Genomic DNA, 17422 nt, shown 5'->3' on the forward strand with positions numbered 1-17422 from the left:
GAACGGGTCGCTGGCCTTCTTCGAAGCCGTTATCGCGCCCGTCGCGATGGCCTTCGACGCCCATATTCATGAAAGATGAGTACCAATTTGGAGAACTTTTATCTGCCAGTATCCAGTTGGTGACATCGTATGCCAAACAAAGACAAGCAGCCTTTCGTCGATAGACGAAGGTTCGTCAAAACGGTGAGTGCGGCCGGTGCGGCCGGCCTCGCCGGATGCATGGGCGGCAACGACGGGAACGGCAAAGAGTCGACCAAGAGCGGCGAGAACGTCGGCAACGTCAACGGCGGGAAGACGACCACCATCAAGTTCTGGACGCTGTTCGGCGGCGGCGACGGGAAGGCGATGAAAGCGCTGGTCGACGAGTTCAACAAACAGCACGACGGCATCCAGATCAAGCGCCAGCGGCTTCCGTGGGACAAGTACTACGACAAACTGTACACGTCGCTGACGGGCGGGAATCCCCCGGACCTCGGCGTGATCCACGCGACCCGACTCGCGAAGTACAAGGACGTCGTGATGCCGCTGGGCGATCACCTCGGATCAGGCGAGGGCGACAAGTACGTCCAGTCGATTTGGAAGAAGACGCAAGTCGACGGTAAGCGTCTCGCGCTTCCCCTCGACACCCATCCGGTCGGCCTCTATTACAACAAGGACATCTTCGAGAAGGCCGGTCTTGACTCGGCGAGTCCGCCGACGAACTTCAAGGAGCTCAAGGACGCGTCGAACGCGATCGTCTCGAAGACGGACAAGTACGCGTTCAACCCCGGTCCGTACGCCGGATCGTCGCTGTTGCGCACGTACCTCGCGTTCCTCAACCAGCACGGGGGGAAGCTCCTGACCGACGACAAGTCGAAGGCCGCGTTCAACGACAAACACGGTCTGGCGGTCGCGAACTTCTACTCCGACCTGACCGGCAAGTGGAACTGGGACAAGGCCAACTCGAGCGAAGACCGCGGTACCAAGGCGTTCCGCGCCGGCGACCTCGCGATGACCGTCAACGGAACGTGGTACTACGGCGTCGCCAAGGAGCAGAAGTTCAAGTGGGGCATGGCCAAACCGTTCGTCGGTCCCGGCGGGAGCGGAAGCGGACCCGCGTGGGCGAACAGCCACACCCTCGCGGTCCCGTACAAGAAGAACCGGAGCAAAGCGAAGACCAAGGCGGCCGTCACGGCCGCGAAGTGGCTCACCCAGCAGAACCAGAAGTGGGGCACCATCGCCGGCCACCTGCCGGCGAGCAAGTCGGTCCTCGAGTCGAAGAAGCTTCGGAACGCGGCCGTCTGGGACAAGACTCTGAGCACGTTCTACGAGATGGCGTCGAACGACCAACTGGTGTACATGCCCCAGACCAAGTCCATCACCGAGTACAAAGAACCCATCTGGAAGGCCTTAGAGAAGATTTACTCGCACAAGTCGAAGCCCAAGCCGGCCCTCAGCAAGGCCGAGAAAGAAGTCAACGGCATCCTGGGTAAGTAGAGCGAGATATCATGGCGTCGGAGTCACCAAACGAAACTCGCGCCCGTACGGTCAGCGACGCGCTTCCGGTGAACGTCGACCGAGAGACGGTCGAAGGGGTGCTGTTCGCGCTCCCGTATCTGCTCGTCTTCAGCGTCTTCCTGCTGTACCCGCTGCTGAAGGGGCTCCGGATGAGCCTGTACGACTGGAACCCGATCTTCCCGTCACAGTCCGAGTTCATCTGGTTCCAGAACTACGTGCGGATGTTCAACGACCCGGTGTTCTGGACCTCGGTGAAGAACACGTTCTACTTCGTCGTGCTGACCGTCCCGCCGCTGGTCGTCCTCGGCCTGCTGTTGGCGCTCGGCGTCAACCGGGAGGTGAAGGGCCAGCGGTTCCTCCGGGCGGTCTTCTTCAGCCCGTACATCCTGACCGTGTCGGTCGTCGCGCTGGTCTGGATGGAGATATTCGCGCCGCAGTACGGCCTCCTCAACTACTACCTGGAGCTGTTCGTGGCCAGCGCGCCGGCGTGGTTGAGTTCGTACCTGTTCGCGATGCCAGCGGTCGCCATCGCGACCATCTGGTGGACGCTGGGGTTCAACTTCGTGATCCTGTTCTCGGCTCGTCAGAACGTGCCGGAGCGACTGTACGAGGCCGCGAAGCTCGACGGTGCCAGCAACTGGCGGATGCTCCGGGACATCACCATCCCGCAGATGAAACCCGCGCTCGTGTTCGTGACGATCGTGCAGTTCATCGCGTCGTTCCAGATCTTCGGCCAGGTCTACATCATGACGGGCGGCGGTCCCGGTAACTCGACCCAGACCCTCGTGATGTACCTGTACGAAATCGCGTTCCAGCAACACGAGTTCGGATACGCCGCCGCGGTCGGCTACTTTCTGTTCGCGGTGCTGATCACGGTTTCGCTCGCCAACTACTTCCTCCTCGGAGGTGACCAATGACCGAGCAACCCACTCACCGGACCGAAGCGTCGAACGAGGACCTCGAGAGCCGGCTCCGCACGGCAGGCCTCTACGTCGCGCTGTACGGCGCCGCGTTCCTGTTCCTGCTGCCGTACCTCTGGATGATCTCGACGTCACTGAAGCCGAAGGGTCAGCTGTTCTCGCAGGTCCCCCACTGGATTCCGAGCGAGATCACGTTCGCGTGGTACAGGCAGGTCCTCACGCAGTCACTGATCGTCGAGTGGACCATCAACACGTTCATCATCGCCGTGAGCACCACGGTGCTGGTGCTGGTCGTCGACTCGCTGATCGCGTTCTCGCTGACCCGACTCGACTGGCCGGGCAAGAACGTCGTGCTCGCGGTCATCGTCGCGAGCTTCATGGTGCCGACCTACGTCAACATCGTGCCGCTGTACACGCTGGTGTCGGAGCTCGGACTGCTGAACAACTACCTCGCGGTCATTCTCCCGCTCACGGCCGGCCCGCTCGGGGTGTTCCTGCTCGTGCAGTTCTTCCGGGACTTCCCCGACGAGGTCGAGGAGGCCGCCCGGCTCGACGGCTTCTCCTCGTTCCAGATCTACACGAGACTCGTGTTGCCGCTGATGAAGTCGCCGCTGACGGCGCTCGCACTGTTCACGTTCGTCACGAGCTGGAACAACTTCCTGTGGCCGCTGCTGGTACTGCAGTCGAACAAGCTCTACACGCTCCCGATCGGACTGGTGACGCTCTCGAACAGTCAGGTGTTCCAACCCGGCCTCGCGATGGCGGCCACGCTCATCGCGTCCCTGCCGCTGTTCATCGTGTTCCTGATGCTCCAGGACTACCTGATCAACGCGATCCAGATCCAGGGGACTACGGGATGACGAGGATGAGAACGGCCACCGCCCGCTCGACCGACCGCCGCGACGCCGACGCCGACACCCTGCGCGAGGCGATCGTCGAAACCGCGCAGTTCGCGTACGCCCACGGCCTCTCGCTGTTGGCCGTGAGCCTCGCGTGGACCGTGATGGCGCTGCCCGTCGTCACCGTCGGCCCCGCGACGCTCGCGGCGTACGCGGCCGTGGGCTCGCTGAGAGCCCGAGGTTCGGTCGACTGGCGCCGAGTCGCGGCGACCGTCCGGAAGACCGGCGGCCACGCGCTGTTGCTCGGTTGGGTACTCCTCGCGCTGGCCGGAATCAGCGGCCTCTACGCCGCGGAGTTCCTCCGGACGGGCGACCTGCTCGCGGGGGTACTCACCGTCATCAGCGTCTACGGAACGCTCTACACCGGCCTCGTCCTGTCCGCGGCGTTCGTCGCACTGAGCGACGGGGCGGACGTCCGAACGGCCGTGGGCGCGGGCACCTCCTGGGTGAGAGCGCATCCCACCCTCGCGGTGAGCGCAGCGCTCGTCACCGCGGCGCTGTTCGTCGTCTCGCTCGCGCTGACCGTGGCGGTGGTGCTCGTGTTCCCCGCGGTGGCGTTCTCGCTCCACCACCACCTGCTGGCGCGAGCGCCCGAAGACGACGAGGGTTCCGCGGTGGAGTCGCGGGCGGTCGCCGGATGACACGTCACGACGTCCGGCGCCACCGCAGGCGCCGGCACTCTCCGTATTCGAGGGGACGTCGACCGACTCCCCGGAAGGTTTCGCCGCCCCAGCAGATGCCGAACGGGCGCCCACCGGGGGACAGTTCGACCGCCGACGAACCGCGACCGTCGCACGAATCGCCAGCCGACCACCGAACGAACGCACGCTGTAACGAAACACAATGACGATGGAAGTCGATCACGACGAAACGTATCGCACGCAAACCGACCTCTCCGGCGAGTGGGAGTTCGCCCCCGACCCCGACGACGTCGGATGGGCGGAGGGGTGGTACGAACCCGACGCCGCCTGGACCGACCGCGAGACGCGCTCGGTCGAGGTGCCCCACTCTTGGCAGGAACTGGACGACTACCGCGATTACGCCGGCGCCGTCTGGTACCGACGCGCGTTCGACGCCGAGGCGCCGCGGGAAGGCGAGCGGGCGTTCCTCCGGTTCGCCGCGGTCGACTACGAGGCGACCGTCTACGTGAACGGGACGGAACTGGGCACCCACCGGGGCGGCTACCTCCCGTTCGAGTTCGACGCCACCGAGGCCCTCGAACCCGGCGAGAACGTCGTCTCGGTCAGGGTCCACGACCCCGAGGACATCTCCGAGATTCCTCACGGGAAGCAGGGCGAACCGTGGTATACGCGCGTCAGCGGCATCTGGGGCGACGTCGAGTTCGCAGTTCGCCCGGCGACCCGGGTCGAACGCGCGGCGGCCACGCCCGACCTCGACGACGACACCGTCAGCGTCGCTCTCGACGTCGTTTCCGGGCAGTACGAGTCGTCCGACCTCGAGGCCCGCGTGACGGTTTCAGAGGACGGCGACCGCGTCGCGACGGAGACGGTCGACCTCGGGGAGACGGCGGAGGTCACCCTCTCCATCGACGAGCCGACGTACTGGACGCTGGAGACGCCACACCTCTACGACCTCCAAGTTCGGCTGTCGGCCGACGGCGGAACCGTCGACCGGTTCGCCGACTACTTCGGCATGCGGAGCTTCGAAACCGACGGCGACCGGTTCCTGCTCAACGGCGAACCGATTCGGATTCGGGGCGCCCTCGACCAGGCGTACTACCCCGAGACGCTGTACCGGCCGTTCTCCGACGACCTGTTCGAGCGCGAGATCGAGACGGCCAAGGAGCTCGGATTCAACCTGCTTCGCAAGCACATCAAGCCCGCCCACCCCGACTTCGTCGAGGCGGCCGACCGCCTCGGCATCCTCGTCTGGGAGGAGCCGGCCAACCCGTCCGTGGACACCGAGCGGTCCCGGACGGAGCTACGCGAGCAGTTCGTCGGACTCGTCGAGCGGGACTACAACGCCCCGAGCGTCGTCGTCTGGAGCCTCTACAACGAGGAGTGGGGGCTCGGCGGTCACGAGGACGAGGAGTCGCTCTGGACCGACGCCGAGAAACAGTCGTACCTCGCGGACTTCTACGAAGAGGCGAGCGAACTCGACCCGACCCGACTCGTCTGTGACAACTCGGGGTGGGCTCACGTCGCCACCGACGTCAACGACTACCACCGCTACTTCGTGAGCCCCGACCGCGCGGCCGCCTGGAGCGAGGACTTAGACCACATGCTCGCCCACCCCGCCGACAACTACGGCGCCACCAAAACGGATCCCGACGAGACGCCGATCGTCCTCTCCGAGTTCGGGACGTGGGGGTTCCCCGACCTGCCGGCGCTCCGCGAGCAGTACGATGGCGACCCGCCGTGGTTCGACCACGAGTTCTTCGACGACCCCATCAAGCGTCCGGCGGGCGTCGACGACCGACACGGAGAGACGACGCTCCCCGACGTGTACGACGGGTACGACGCGCTCGCCGACGCCTGGCAGGAACGCGAGTACGCGTCCGTCAAGGACGTCATCGAGCAGACCCGGATTCGCGACGGTGTCGCGGGGTACGTCATCACGGAGTTCTCGGACATCGAGTGGGAGTTCAACGGAATCCTGGAGTACGACCGCACCGAGAAGTCGTTCGCCGACGCGTTCGCGGCGGTCAACGACGCGGTGATGGTTCGGTTGTCCCCCGCACGCCGGTCGGCGTGGGACGACGAGACGATTCCCGTCTCCGTCACGGTCGTCAACGATACGACGGAGGCCCTCGACGCGACGCTGTCGTGGGAGGCCGGCGACCGGTCGGGGTCGCTTCCCGTCGAGGTGGACGGCTTCGACGCCACGACCGTCGAGGATGCGTTCGCGGTCGAGGCGGCCGACGTCGACGCGGTCGCCCGGACCGAGGTACGCGCGGAACTGTCGACTGACGTCGCTCCCGCGCATTCGACCGAACCTGTCTGGTTCGTCGAGCGTTCGACCGACGACGGGGCGGACGTTGACGGGGAGGGTGACGACCCTCTCATCTTCGTCCGCGGTGCGCTCGCGCCCGAACTCGCGGCGGACGGATTCGACGTTCAGCACGACCTCACCGACGAGGTCGACGTTGCGGTCGTCTCGGCGGTCGACGAAACCGTCCGCTCGTTCGCCGAGTCGGGCGGCGCGGTCGTCCAGGTGCCCGAGCAGGACGGCGGCATGGACGGCGGCGGTCCCTTCGAGTTCCGGGACCTCCCCGCGACCGAAAGCTGGAACCTCGTCGCCTCGTTCCACTACGCCGACTCGCCGCTGTTCGAATCGTTGACCGACGACGGGCGCCTCGGCTGGGCGTTCGACGATCTCTACCCCTACGCCGTCGCCTCGGACGTCGACGCGGACGTCGACGCGGTTCACGCCGGGTACGTCGAGGGCTGGCTCGCCAACTTCGCCGGGTCGCTCGTCACCCGGACCGTCGGCGACGGGACGGTCACCGCCTGCACGTTCCGGGTCCCCGACCGCTACGGGTCGAACCCGGTCGGGACAATCCTTATCAATCGCTTGCTGAAATCACTAGCTCACCGATGAAGATCACCGACTACGAACTGATGGAAGTACCGCCCCGGTGGCTGTTCCTGAAGGTCACCACCAGCGACGGCACCGTCGGCTGGGGCGAACCGGTCGTCGAGGGGCGCGCGAAGACGGTGCGCGCGGCCGTCGAGGAACTGATGGACAACTACCTCATCGGGGAGGACCCGCTCCCGATCGAGAAGCACTGGCAGACGATGTACCGCGGAGGCTTCTATCGCGGCGGACCCGTGCTGATGTCGGCCATCGCGGGCATCGACCAAGCGCTCTGGGACATCAAGGGCAAGCACTTCGGCGCGCCCGTCTACGAACTGCTCGGCGGGCGCGCCCGCGAACGCATCAGGGTCTATCAGTGGATCGGCGGCGACCGACCCGCCGACGTGGGCGACGCGGCCAAGGAGAAAGTCGACGCCGGCTTCACCGCGCTGAAGATGAACGCCACGTCCGAACTCCGGTTCGTCGACACTCCGGCGGCGGTCGAGTCGGCCGTCGACCGCCTCGCGCAGGTCCGCGAGGCGGTCGGCGACGAGGTCGACATCGGCGTCGACTTCCACGGTCGCGTGCCGAAGCCGATGGCCAAGCGGTTGGTGAAGGCGCTCGAACCCTACGAGCCGTTCTTCGTCGAGGAACCGGTGCTGCCCGAGCACAACGACGCCCTTCCCGACATCGCCGCCCACACGACGACGCCCATCGCGACTGGCGAGCGGATGTACTCGCGGTGGGACTTCAAGGAGGTGTTCGAATCGGGCGCGGTCGACGTCATCCAACCGGACCTGAGTCACGCCGGCGGCATCACCGAGGTCAAGAAGATCGCCAGCATGGCCGAGGCCTACGACGTCGCCGTCGCCCCTCACTGCCCGCTCGGGCCCATCGCGCTGGCCTCCTGCGTGCAGGTCGACGCCTGCTCGCCGAACACGCTCATTCAGGAGCAGAGCCTCGACATCCACTACAACGAAACCAGCGACGTGCTGGACTACCTCGCCGACCCCGACGTGTTCGACTACCACGAGGGCTACATCGAGATGCCGACCGACCCTGGCCTCGGCATCGAGATCGACGAGGAAACCGTCCGGGAGCGCGCCGAACACGAGGTCGACTGGCACAACCCCGTCTGGCACCGCGACGACGGGTCCGTCGCGGAGTGGTGACAGTGACGGGTGAATCCGCGTCCGGCAGGTTCGAAGGCGAGACGGTCGTCGTCACGGGGTCGACCCGCGGCATCGGAGAGGGGACCGTCCGTCGGTTCGCCGAGGAGGGCGCCGACGTCGTCGTCACCGGGCGCACTCGCGAAGACGGCGAGCGCGTGGTCGCCGAGATTCGCGAGGAAGGCGGCGACGCGACGTTCGTCCCGGCCGACATGCGCGACCCCAACGACATCGCGGCCCTGTTCGAGGCGACCGACGACGCGTTCGGCGGCGTCGACGTCCTCGTGAACAACGCGGGCGTCCAGACCGAAACCGCGGCCGACGAGGCCGACGTGGACGACTGGGAGTTCGTCCTCGAAACGGACTTCCGGTCGTACTGGCTCTGCGCCAAGCACGCGAGGGAGTACATGGACGAGGGCGCCATCGTCAACGTCTCCTCGAACCACGCTCACCTGACGATGCCGAGTCACTTCCCGTACAACGCGGTGAAAGCCGGCATCGACGGGATGACCCGCGCGATGGCGCTCGACTTCGGACCCGACGTCCGTGTGAACACGGTCAATCCGGGCTGGGTCGCCATCGAACGAACGACCGACGGGATGGACCCGGAGTACCGGCGTGAACTGGCGTCCATCCACCCGGTCGGTCGAATCGGAACGCCCGAGGACGTGGCCGGGGCGGTCACCTTCCTTGCCAGCGACGACGCGGCGTTCGTCACGGGAGCGAACCTGCTCGTCGACGGTGGACGCACGGCGGTGATGCAGGACGACACGCTCCCCGACTACCGCGCGCGCCGATAATCCGGCGCCGAACGACTTCGGCGGCCTCGTCGGCCGTCCCGTCAGTTCGGTCGTCCGTCGCCTCCGACGGTCCGTTCGTGCAGAATCGGACTTTCACACAGAATTGATTGTAATATGTGGGGGCCGTAGCCCGACGAGAAGAGGTAGTGGAACTATTCAATTTGAACGACGATGTGTGAACCAATTGACCCCAATAACCTCCATTTAGCGCCAATATGACTGGAATAACCCCTATATAGTTGATATTGTCGAATATAGACGCGCACCCACGAGGGCTGGCTGCTATGAACCTGACTTCAACGCGGCGTCGTCTCGGACATCTACTGTCTCTAGCCCCGACGACTGACCGTTCGTCGTGAACGACGACCGCTCGTCCGACGTCGACTTGACTCCCAAAGATGAACTCCGACACACCGAAAGTATACCGCCGAGCGTACAAATTATTTTGTCCACACCGCCTCGCTGGCACTTGAATCTCAGCGGTCGCTCCTAGACGGTCACGTTTCGTCCCGACGGAGCGACCGCCCGGCCACAGCGACGAGGTACTCGTAGCAGAGCCCCTGGACGACGACGAGCAGTTCCGCCTCGGGGACGTCGGCCGCGCCCCTGAGGTCGGGGAACGCCGCGACCGCGGCGACGAGATGGTGGGCGTGAACGTCGACCTCGACGTACTCCGCGTCCTCGTCGCCGGATTCCGAGTCGTTCTCCTCGGACACAGATTCACTCCCGTCGTCCTCGCCGGCCGTGTCCACGGGGTCGGCTTCGCCCAGTCGAATCGCGAAGTCCCGCAGGATTTCGAACTCGTCGAACGACCCGACCGCCGCCAGCGTCTCGACGTCGAACGCCTCGCTCGGCGGTCCCGCGACGTCGTAGCTCGCGAGGAGCGCGGCGATGGCGTTCACCAGGGTGTCGTACCGGCGTTTCCGGATTCGTATCGTGACGGCGTTCATGGCGTGAGTTCGAATCGGGCGGCCGTCACCCCGACCGCCCGTCGGCCTCGTCCCCGACGTCGAACAGCGACCGGAGGCGCGGAAGTTCGTTCGACTCGTCGTCGACCCAGCGTTCGAGCGACGGGTCGTTCCAGTTGCGAACCGTTCGAGTCTCCGAGTCGTAGTCAATGAGTCCGGCGTCGGCCAGACGGGGCAGGTGTTCGTGGTGGAGTTCGGTGCGAATCGCGTCCTCGCGGTTCCGGCCCGCCGCGTCCGGGGCGTCGTCCCAGTCCCGCTCGCGTTCCAGGACTGCCTCTGCGACCCGGTCGGTCGAGAGGTCGGTTTCCCCGGCGTCCGAGAGGCAGTAGAGGACGTACCGTCGGCGGCGGTTCGCCAGTAGACCGAAGAGCGCGTCGAGCGACTGCGGTGCGGTCATTCGAGGTCACCTCTCAGAACCGCGTGAACAGCGTCTGGACCGCGGTTCGGAGCGCCGACCCTTCGGGGTCGGGCGAGTCGGTCGCCGACGATTCGTGCGGGGGCGATTCGCGCCGGGGCGAGTCGGTCTTCGGACCTTCACGCTCGGCCGACGCATCGGTCCCGCGCTCGCGCTCCGACCGGTCGTCGGCGCTCGGTCGGCCCTCCGACGCGCTCCGCCCCCGGAGCTGGCCGAGCGCCTCGCCGACGTCTCGGACGAACGGCCCGGGGTCCGAGAGGTCAAGGTAGTCGAAGCGGGGGTGGCGGACGAGCGACGCCGCGACGGCGAGGGCCGTCCGCGCGAACGGCGGCCGGTCGACCAGCGGGTAGTCGTCGGCGAGGATGCTGCGGAGGTGGAGGAGTTCGCCCCGGAGCAGGTGGCCCGCCGTCCCTACGTCGTACTCGATCGGTCCCTCGACCGGGAGGCCCGTCGCCTGCGACCAGTAGAGGTAGGGGAAGTCGACGCCGGCCTGGACGGTGAAGGGAAGCGACGACCAGAACCGGGGGTTGACCTCCATGAGTTGGAACTCGCCGGTGTCGGGGTCGCGCAGGAACTCGACCATCGCGACGCCGTGCCAGTCCAGCGCGTCCAGCAGCGCGAGCCCCGCGGTTTCGAGGGCGAGGATGTCGACCGACTGGCGGTAGGCGCTCGGCCCGCCGCTGTACCGCCACCCGCGTCGCTGGCGGTGCTGGAACGTCGCGACCGCCTCGCCGCGGTCGTACAGCGCGAAGAAGCCGTACTCGTCCGACGACGGGACGAACTCCTGGACCATCGGAACGTGGCCCATCTCGGCGACCAACGCCTCGCAATCCGGCGATTCGTCCGGCGCGACGTACCGCGTCGAACTCCGCTGGGTGTGGCTCTCGGCGAACCGGTCGGCGTACTCGGTCGCGTGGACCGTGTAGCGGGGTTTGACGATGACGTCCCGGTCCCAGTCGTCCCACTCGTCGGCCGTCCGGGTTTCGGGCGTCGGGACGCCGGCGGCCTCCGCGGCGTCGAAGAGTTCGACCCGGTCCTGAACCTTCGAGAGGGTGTCGAGCGACGGCCACGGCGTGCCCACGTGTCGGGCGAACGCCGACCGATTCCGGGCCAGCGCGTAGACGTCGGCCTCGCGAAACGGGAGGACGGTCCGGACGTCGGGACGTCTGGCGAGTTCGAGCAACGCGTCTTCGTACGCTCGGAGGTCCGTCGCGGGGTCGGGGACGGCGATGGCTTCGTCGCAGTATCTGGAATCGAACGCCGGCGGAGCCGCTTTTTCGGAGACGGCGATCGTCCGAACGTCGCGGCGTCCCAGCGATCGGAGGGCTGCGGTGCTACTCGCCGTGTTGATCGCCGGCACGATCACCCCGGCGTCGGAGGGTTGGCGTGCACCCATGCTCCTGACATCGAGATTATGTGCGTTTGTTATACAGTCCTTGGCGGTGATACGCGACGAGCGGTGGTGTGAGAAATTGTAACAAGGCCCGGAGGCGCTTTAGAAATCTACCCCTGAACGGCCGCGAAGAGCCGATAAGTCGACCCTGCTGTCACGTATCGTCGCTGACGCTGCTCGAATCGTCGTCACTCGGGCGCGCCGACGGAAATCGGTCGGACTCCGACGCGCGAAGTCGACCGGGCGGAGTCGGACCGGCGATTCGGTTAACAGGACCGAGAAGTGTGGTCCGAGGCTGTCGCCCCCGGGATGGAGGGGTATCGGAGGAGGCAGGTGCGTATCGGAGGAGTCGGGCGAGCGACGGACACCGTCGCTCGCCCGACTCGAAGTCCCGCGACAGGTTGCTTCGCCGACTCCTTTTCTCCTCGGAGGCTGGCGGCCGAGTCAAGCCGAAAGTTGATACGGCTCGTTATCGATGCGCCACACATGACAGTTCGCGCCGCCGTCGTGCTGGCCGCGGGTGAGGGGATGCGACTCCGCCCGCTCACTCGGAATCGGCCCAAGCCGATGTTGCCCGCCGCCGACCGCCCCATCCTCGAACACGTCTTCGACGCCCTCATCGACGCCGGAATCGAGCGCCTCCACGTCGTCGTCGGGTACAAGCGTGACCGCGTCCAGGACCACTTCGGCCCGACGTACCGCAACGTCCCCGTCAACTACGTCGTCCAGGACAAGCAACTCGGCAGCGGCCACGCCCTGCTGCAGGCCCGCGAGGGCGTCGCCGGCGAGTCGGGTTTCCTGGTCGTCAACGGCGACCAGGTTGTCGAGCGCCAGATGGTCGCCGACGTGCTCGACGCCTTCGAGTCCGGCGACGCGAGCGCGACGCTGGCGGCCGCCGAGGGCGCCGACGTCTCCCACTACGGCGCGCTCGTCGTCGAGGGCGACCGCGTGGTCGAACTGGTCGAGAAACCCGAGGAGGACGACTACCGCCTGCTCAACGCGGGCGTCTACGCCTTCGACGAGACCATCTTCGACGCCGTCGAGGACACCCCGCGCGTGCGGGGCGAGCTCGCGCTGACCGACACCATCGAGCGACTCATCGAGGCCGACCTGCCGGTTCGCGGCGTCGCCACCGAGGGGCTGTGGGTCGACGCGACCTACCCCTGGGACCTGCTGTCGGTCGCCGAGGACCTCCTGCTCGCCGGGCGAGTGGTCGAACCCGCGCTCGAGGAGTCGGTCTGGGTGGCCGACAGCGCGGCGATCCACGACGACGCCACTCTCCAGGGGCCGGTCGTCGTCGGTCCCGACTGCGAGGTCCGGGCGGGCGCGGTCGTCGGCCCGTTCGCCGCGCTCGGCCGGAACGTCACCGTGGGCGCGAACGCCGTGGTCGAGCGGTCGGTGCTCGACACCGACGCGCGCGTCGGCGCGAACGCCACGCTGTTCGACTGCGTAACCGGCCAGGGCGTCCACCTCGGCCCGGCGACGACGGTGCCGGGCGGTCCCGGCGACGTCCGGGTCGACGACCGCGTCTTCGCCGACCGGCGCCTCGGCGCGGTGCTGGCCGACCGCGTCCGGGCCGAGGGCGACGTGAGCGTCGCGCCCGGAACGCTCGTCGGGCCGAACGCCCACCTCCGGACCGGCGTCACCGTCGACGAGAACATTGATGAGCGGGCGGAGGTCTTCCGCTGATATGTGCGGCATCATCGGGTACGCGGGGCCGAGCGGCGACGCCCTCGACGTGCTGCTGACGGGGCTGGAGGGGCTGGAGTACCGCGGCTACGACTCGGCGGGCGTCGCGCTGGCGAACGGGTCGCTCGACGTCTGCAAGCGCGAGGGCGAGATTCAACGCCTGCTCCGTGCGGTCGACGGTGACCTGGGCGGGCCGGCCGGCATCGGCCACACCCGCTGGAGCACCCACGGCCCGCCCTCGGACCAGAACGCGCATCCCCATACGGACTGCACGGGCGAGGTGGCCGTGGTCCACAACGGCATCATCGAGAACTACGATGCGCTCCGGGCGGAGTTAGTAGAAAAGGGCCACGAGTTCGACAGCGAAACCGACACCGAGGTCGTCCCGCACCTGATCGAGGACGCGCTGGCCGCCGGGAAATCGCCCGAGGATGCGTTCCGCGAGGCGGTCTCACAGCTGGAAGGGAGCTACGCGCTGGCGGCCGTCTTCGAGGGCTCGGACGCCGTGCTGGCGACCCGAGACGGTTCGCCGCTGGTCGTCGGCGTCGGCGACGACGCGGCGTACCTGGCGAGCGACGTGCCCGCGTTCCTGGACTACACCGATAAGGTGGTGTACCTGGAGGACGGCGAGTTCGCGCGACTGGAGAACGGGGCGTGGGGCGTGACCGACCGCGGCGGACGGCTGTTGAACAAGTCGGTGAGCCAGGTGGAGTGGGACGCCGAGGAAACCGCCAAGAGCGGCTACGACCACTACATGTTGAAGGAGATCCACGAGCAACCCCGGGCGCTCCGGCAGTGTCTCCGCGGGCGCGTCGACGAGATGACGGGGTCGGTGAATCTGGAGGAGTTAGGCGAGTTGGAGCCCTCCGAGGTTCAGTTCGTCGCCTGCGGAACGAGCTACAACGCCGCGCTGTACGCGACGCAGTTGCTCCACGAGGAAGGGATTCCCGCCCAGGCGTTCCTGGCGAGCGAATACGCCACCTCGCCGCCGCCCGTGCAGGAGGGGACGCTCGTGGTGGGGATTACCCAGAGCGGCGAGACGGCCGACACGCTGGCGGCGCTGCGGTCGGTTGCCAATCACGGCGTCGAGACGCTGGCGGTAACGAACGTCGTGGGGTCGACGGTCGCCCGGGGGTGTGACCGAGCGATGTACATTCGCTCTGGTCCCGAAATCGGCGTGGCCGCGACCAAGACGTTCTCCGCGCAGGCCGTCGCCGCGAACCTGGTGGCGCTGTCGCTGACGGGACAGACGAGGAAGTCCCGCGAGGTCGTCGAGGCGCTGCGTAATCTGCCGGGGCAGGTCCAGGAGATATTGGATTCGTCGCGCGCAGAGGAGGTTGCTGAACGGTTCCTCGACAGCGAAGCGTACTTCTTCATCGGCAGGGAGTGCCACTATCCCGTCGCGCTGGAGGGTGCGCTGAAGATGAAGGAGATCACGTACAAGCACGCGGAGGGGTTCGCTGCTGGCGAGTTGAAGCACGGCCCACTGGCGCTGGTGACCGGCGAGACGCCCGTGTTCGCGGTGGTGACGGGCGACGGTGAGCCCGCGACGAAGACCATCGGGAACGTGAAGGAAGTGGAGGCGCGAGACGCGCCGGTGGTCGCGGTCACAGATGGAAGGTCGGACGTTGCTCGGTACGCCGAGGAGGTGCTTGAAGTGCCCGAGACGCATCCCAGGTTAGCGCCGGTGCTGGCGAATGTCCAGTTGCAGTTGGTGTCGTACTACGTGGCGAAGGAGCTGGGGCGGAGTATCGATAAACCGCGGAATCTGGCGAAGAGCGTGACGGTGGAGTAAGGGTGACTCTTTTCTGGGGTACTCGGCCATTTGGCTACTGCGTTCGGGTTCACACGCCGATCCGATCTGGTTACCGATGAATCGCGAGAAATTTAACTTCGACGGAGACCCGTTCTAGGTCACTTAGCAGACGAAGTCAATTCTACGTGAACTATTGTACGACTAACACAGTTACCCCGGATGGCGTGCACTCAAAGAAGACGCCGAATTACATTTTTGACTGCATAAGACTGAGTGCCACTTCAGGGTCTCGGAATCGGTAGTCAATAGCATCGTATAATTGAGTTGAGTCAAGGGTGCTGTCTGTTGGCCGAGGGGCCTCTTGACCGAATTCTTCAGTACTAATCGGGGTTATTAGTTCGGAGTCAAAGCCGTAGACATTGGCTAGTATAATCGTAAAATCATATCGAGACATGGAACGTGGACCGGTCGCATGGTAGGTACCTGTAAGTTTCTCTTCTCCGATATTGAGGCAGGTCTGTGCTAAATCTGGCGCGTACGTCGGAGCAGAGATTTGGTCGTCCACGATAGTTAGCTCATTCCCCTCTTTGAGTTCCCCGAGTGCCCACGTGACGAAGTTGGAATTTGCCACTCCGTAAATTACGCTCGGTCGGAGGATAGTCGCTGCATCCGCAATTTTTGCCGCCTGTTCGCCTGCGTACTTGGTTTCGGCATAATAGTTCGGTGGGTCAATGGGGTCAGACTCAACGTAGGGTGAATCCTCCGGACGACCGGGAAACACGTAGTCGGTCGAGAGGTAGATTAGGTGAGCATTGACTGTATTTGCCGCAATGGCGACGTTACGTGTTCCAGCGGCGTTCACCGACCATGCGCGATTACGTTCAGACTCGCAGTTGTCGACCGCGTGGAACGCTGCGGTATCAACGATGACGTCCGGAGCGATTTGTTCAATAACGCTACTCGTCCGTTCAGAGTCGGTTTTATCTAATCTGACGTCTGTTTTGTCGGTTTCTGTAGTGAGATATGTTGCGTGAACCTCCATTCCGGCGTCAGAACCGATAGTAACGACGTTCGATCCGACAAGTCCAGAGCCACCAATGACGAGTAGTCTCATGCACAGTCGTTGCAAGCAGCGGATTAAAATACTACTCTATTCGGTCAAGGACCGCATCGGCAAGAACGTCGCCAAACGGGAGTGAGGATGTGAGTCCTGGCGAAACTGCGTTCAGGACATGGGTAGACCGTGGTCCGTGTTTGAAGAGCGGATCTTTGATGAGCGTACCGTCATTGCGAACAATTTGGGCGCGTATGCCCGCATAACTCTTCCGGAAATCGTCGGATTTAACTGCCGGCACAAGTGACTGTGCCGCTTCAACGAACGCATCCTTTCGGTAGGACTTGTTCAATTCTGAAAGTCCAACACTAACCATCTTTGTAGAGGTAAACAGCTTCCAGAACCCATTGTACCTGAGCGTTGAGATTAGTTCAGAGGTGTTAAATTGAGTGTTGTTGTATGCCTCGCGACCGAGTGCAAGTACGGCGTTCGGGCCGATGATCACCTTATCGTCTGTACGCCGCGTGAAGTGGACTCCTAGAAACGGTAGTTCGGGATCAGGAGTTGGGTAAATCATTGAGTTCACGAGGTTTCGCTTCTGGGGGACAAGTTCGTAGTACTCCCCGCGGAAGGGTACGATTTGATATTGCTCGCCGATTCCCATCTGGTAAGCAAGTTTATCGGCGTATAACCCTGCGGTGTTCACGATGTAGGACGCGGTGAGCGTTCCGTTGGACGTAAGGAGGTGGTGGATGTCACCTGATGTGCGGACTGCTTTAACTTCATAATCCATATAGAAGTCAACTCCAAGGTTTTCGGCATCGCCGGCAAGCGAATAAACGTACTTCTGGGAGTCCACGGATGCAGCTTCCGGACAGTACAAGGCGGCTTCTCCAGCCGCATGAGGTTCATGCTCACGTATTGCGTCCCTGTCATCTAAAATCCGAGTTTCGACATCGTTCTCAGTTGCCTGCTCCTGAATTTCCGTCAACCGTTGGCGTTCCACTTGGTCGGTTGCAACTACGAGAACACCGAGTTCGGTAATTGGAATATCGTTGTCCGCACAGTACTCCTTCATTCGCCGGGTTCCCTCGGTCGCAAACCTGGCCTTCAATGACCCTGGAGGGTAATTGAACCCAGGATGGATAACGCCGGAGTTCCGACCACTCTGATGTGCTGCGAGGTGATGTTCCTTCTCAATGACGCAGATGTCAAGAGCCGTCTGCTGGGCTAGATGATAGGCTACCGAACAGCCGATACACCCACCGCCGACGACCGCGACATCGTATTCGGGCATATTCGATAGTTGAAAAAGACCATCTTGA

General features: G+C 64.7%; 14 protein-coding genes. 9 read left to right on the forward strand and 5 right to left on the reverse strand.

Going from position 1 to position 17422, the window contains the following annotated elements:
• Positions 1–183 precede the first annotated feature (183 nt).
• The 7 genes from NGM07_RS08560 (at position 184) to NGM07_RS08590 (ending at position 8822) form a co-directional block, all read left to right on the forward strand.
• The gene (locus NGM07_RS08560; RefSeq protein ID WP_253519475.1) at positions 184–1476 is read left to right on the forward strand and encodes an ABC transporter substrate-binding protein; all 1293 of its coding nucleotides are present in this window, start codon (positions 184–186) and stop codon (positions 1474–1476) included.
• 68 nt (positions 1477–1544) lie between these two features.
• On the forward strand, positions 1545–2414 hold the full coding sequence (locus tag NGM07_RS08565) for a carbohydrate ABC transporter permease (protein ID WP_253519476.1): 870 nt from the start codon (positions 1545–1547) through the stop codon (positions 2412–2414).
• Positions 2411–3277, forward strand: coding sequence for a carbohydrate ABC transporter permease (locus NGM07_RS08570; RefSeq protein ID WP_253519478.1), 867 nt, complete (start codon positions 2411–2413; stop codon positions 3275–3277). Before NGM07_RS08565 ends, NGM07_RS08570 begins: the two co-directional genes overlap by 4 nt.
• Positions 3278–3282: 5 nt before the next feature.
• Positions 3283–3957, forward strand: coding sequence for a hypothetical protein (locus NGM07_RS08575; RefSeq protein ID WP_253519480.1), 675 nt, complete (start codon positions 3283–3285; stop codon positions 3955–3957).
• A gap of 202 nt (positions 3958–4159) precedes the next feature.
• Positions 4160–6877, forward strand: coding sequence for a glycoside hydrolase family 2 protein (locus NGM07_RS08580; RefSeq protein WP_253519482.1), 2718 nt, complete (start codon positions 4160–4162; stop codon positions 6875–6877).
• Positions 6874–8025: a galactonate dehydratase gene (gene dgoD, locus NGM07_RS08585; RefSeq protein WP_253519484.1), complete on the forward strand. Its 1152-nt coding sequence runs from the start codon at positions 6874–6876 to the stop codon at positions 8023–8025. The genes NGM07_RS08580 and dgoD overlap by 4 nt, the downstream gene beginning before the upstream one ends.
• A gap of 2 nt (positions 8026–8027) precedes the next feature.
• Positions 8028–8822 (forward strand): SDR family NAD(P)-dependent oxidoreductase, encoded by a 795-nt coding sequence (locus NGM07_RS08590; RefSeq protein ID WP_253519486.1) that lies wholly within the window; start codon positions 8028–8030, stop codon positions 8820–8822.
• Positions 8823–9319: 497 nt separating this feature from the next.
• On the opposite strand, the gene NGM07_RS08595 is transcribed toward NGM07_RS08590, so the two are convergent.
• Genes NGM07_RS08595 through NGM07_RS08605 form a run of 3 tightly spaced genes read right to left on the reverse strand, consistent with a single transcriptional unit; the run spans position 9320 to position 11601 of the window.
• Positions 9320–9772, reverse strand: a complete 453-nt coding sequence (locus tag NGM07_RS08595; RefSeq protein WP_253519488.1) for a hypothetical protein — start codon at positions 9770–9772, stop codon at positions 9320–9322.
• Positions 9773–9797: 25 nt separating this feature from the next.
• Positions 9798–10187 carry a DUF7344 domain-containing protein gene (locus NGM07_RS08600; RefSeq protein ID WP_253519491.1) on the reverse strand — a complete coding sequence of 130 codons (390 nt, stop codon included), beginning with the start codon at positions 10185–10187 and terminating at the stop codon, positions 9798–9800.
• Positions 10188–10200: 13 nt separating this feature from the next.
• On the reverse strand, positions 10201–11601 hold the full coding sequence (locus tag NGM07_RS08605) for a carboxylate--amine ligase (protein WP_253519493.1): 1401 nt from the start codon (positions 11599–11601) through the stop codon (positions 10201–10203).
• A gap of 483 nt (positions 11602–12084) precedes the next feature.
• On the opposite strand from NGM07_RS08605, the gene NGM07_RS08610 reads away from it, so the two are divergent.
• Both NGM07_RS08610 and glmS read left to right on the forward strand, forming a co-directional pair.
• On the forward strand, positions 12085–13287 hold the full coding sequence (locus NGM07_RS08610; protein WP_253519495.1) for a sugar phosphate nucleotidyltransferase: 1203 nt from the start codon (positions 12085–12087) through the stop codon (positions 13285–13287).
• Between the two features lies 1 nt (position 13288).
• The gene (gene glmS / locus NGM07_RS08615) at positions 13289–15082 is read left to right on the forward strand and encodes a glutamine--fructose-6-phosphate transaminase (isomerizing) (protein WP_253519497.1); all 1794 of its coding nucleotides are present in this window, start codon (positions 13289–13291) and stop codon (positions 15080–15082) included.
• A 208-nt stretch (positions 15083–15290) separates the two neighbouring features.
• On the opposite strand, the gene rfbD is transcribed toward glmS, so the two are convergent.
• On the reverse strand, positions 15291–16157 hold the full coding sequence (rfbD, locus tag NGM07_RS08620; protein WP_253519499.1) for a dTDP-4-dehydrorhamnose reductase: 867 nt from the start codon (positions 16155–16157) through the stop codon (positions 15291–15293).
• 31 nt (positions 16158–16188) lie between these two features.
• Positions 16189–17394, reverse strand: coding sequence for an L-2-hydroxyglutarate dehydrogenase (gene lhgO / locus NGM07_RS08625; protein WP_253519501.1), 1206 nt, complete (start codon positions 17392–17394; stop codon positions 16189–16191).
• Positions 17395–17422 lie beyond the last annotated feature (28 nt).

It is taken from the genome of Halorussus vallis (genome assembly GCF_024138165.1).
GTDB lineage: Archaea > Halobacteriota > Halobacteria > Halobacteriales > Haladaptataceae > Halorussus > Halorussus vallis.

Bases quoted from the DNA above. Each gene is read 5' to 3' on its own strand.
- NGM07_RS08595 (WP_253519488.1), bottom strand. From the start codon at position 9,772: ATGAACGCCGTCACGATACGAATCCGGAAACGCCGGTACGACACCCTG.
- glmS (WP_253519497.1), top strand. From the start codon at position 13,289: ATGTGCGGCATCATCGGGTACGCGGGGCCGAGCGGCGACGCCCTCGAC.
- NGM07_RS08575 (WP_253519480.1), top strand. From the start codon at position 3,283: ATGAGAACGGCCACCGCCCGCTCGACCGACCGCCGCGACGCCGACGCC.
- NGM07_RS08570 (WP_253519478.1), top strand. From the start codon at position 2,411: ATGACCGAGCAACCCACTCACCGGACCGAAGCGTCGAACGAGGACCTC.
- NGM07_RS08580 (WP_253519482.1), top strand. From the start codon at position 4,160: ATGACGATGGAAGTCGATCACGACGAAACGTATCGCACGCAAACCGAC.
- NGM07_RS08600 (WP_253519491.1), bottom strand. From the start codon at position 10,187: ATGACCGCACCGCAGTCGCTCGACGCGCTCTTCGGTCTACTGGCGAAC.
- rfbD (WP_253519499.1), bottom strand. From the start codon at position 16,157: ATGAGACTACTCGTCATTGGTGGCTCTGGACTTGTCGGATCGAACGTC.
- lhgO (WP_253519501.1), bottom strand. From the start codon at position 17,394: ATGCCCGAATACGATGTCGCGGTCGTCGGCGGTGGGTGTATCGGCTGT.
- dgoD (WP_253519484.1), top strand. From the start codon at position 6,874: ATGAAGATCACCGACTACGAACTGATGGAAGTACCGCCCCGGTGGCTG.
- NGM07_RS08610 (WP_253519495.1), top strand. From the start codon at position 12,085: ATGACAGTTCGCGCCGCCGTCGTGCTGGCCGCGGGTGAGGGGATGCGA.
- NGM07_RS08605 (WP_253519493.1), bottom strand. From the start codon at position 11,601: ATGGGTGCACGCCAACCCTCCGACGCCGGGGTGATCGTGCCGGCGATC.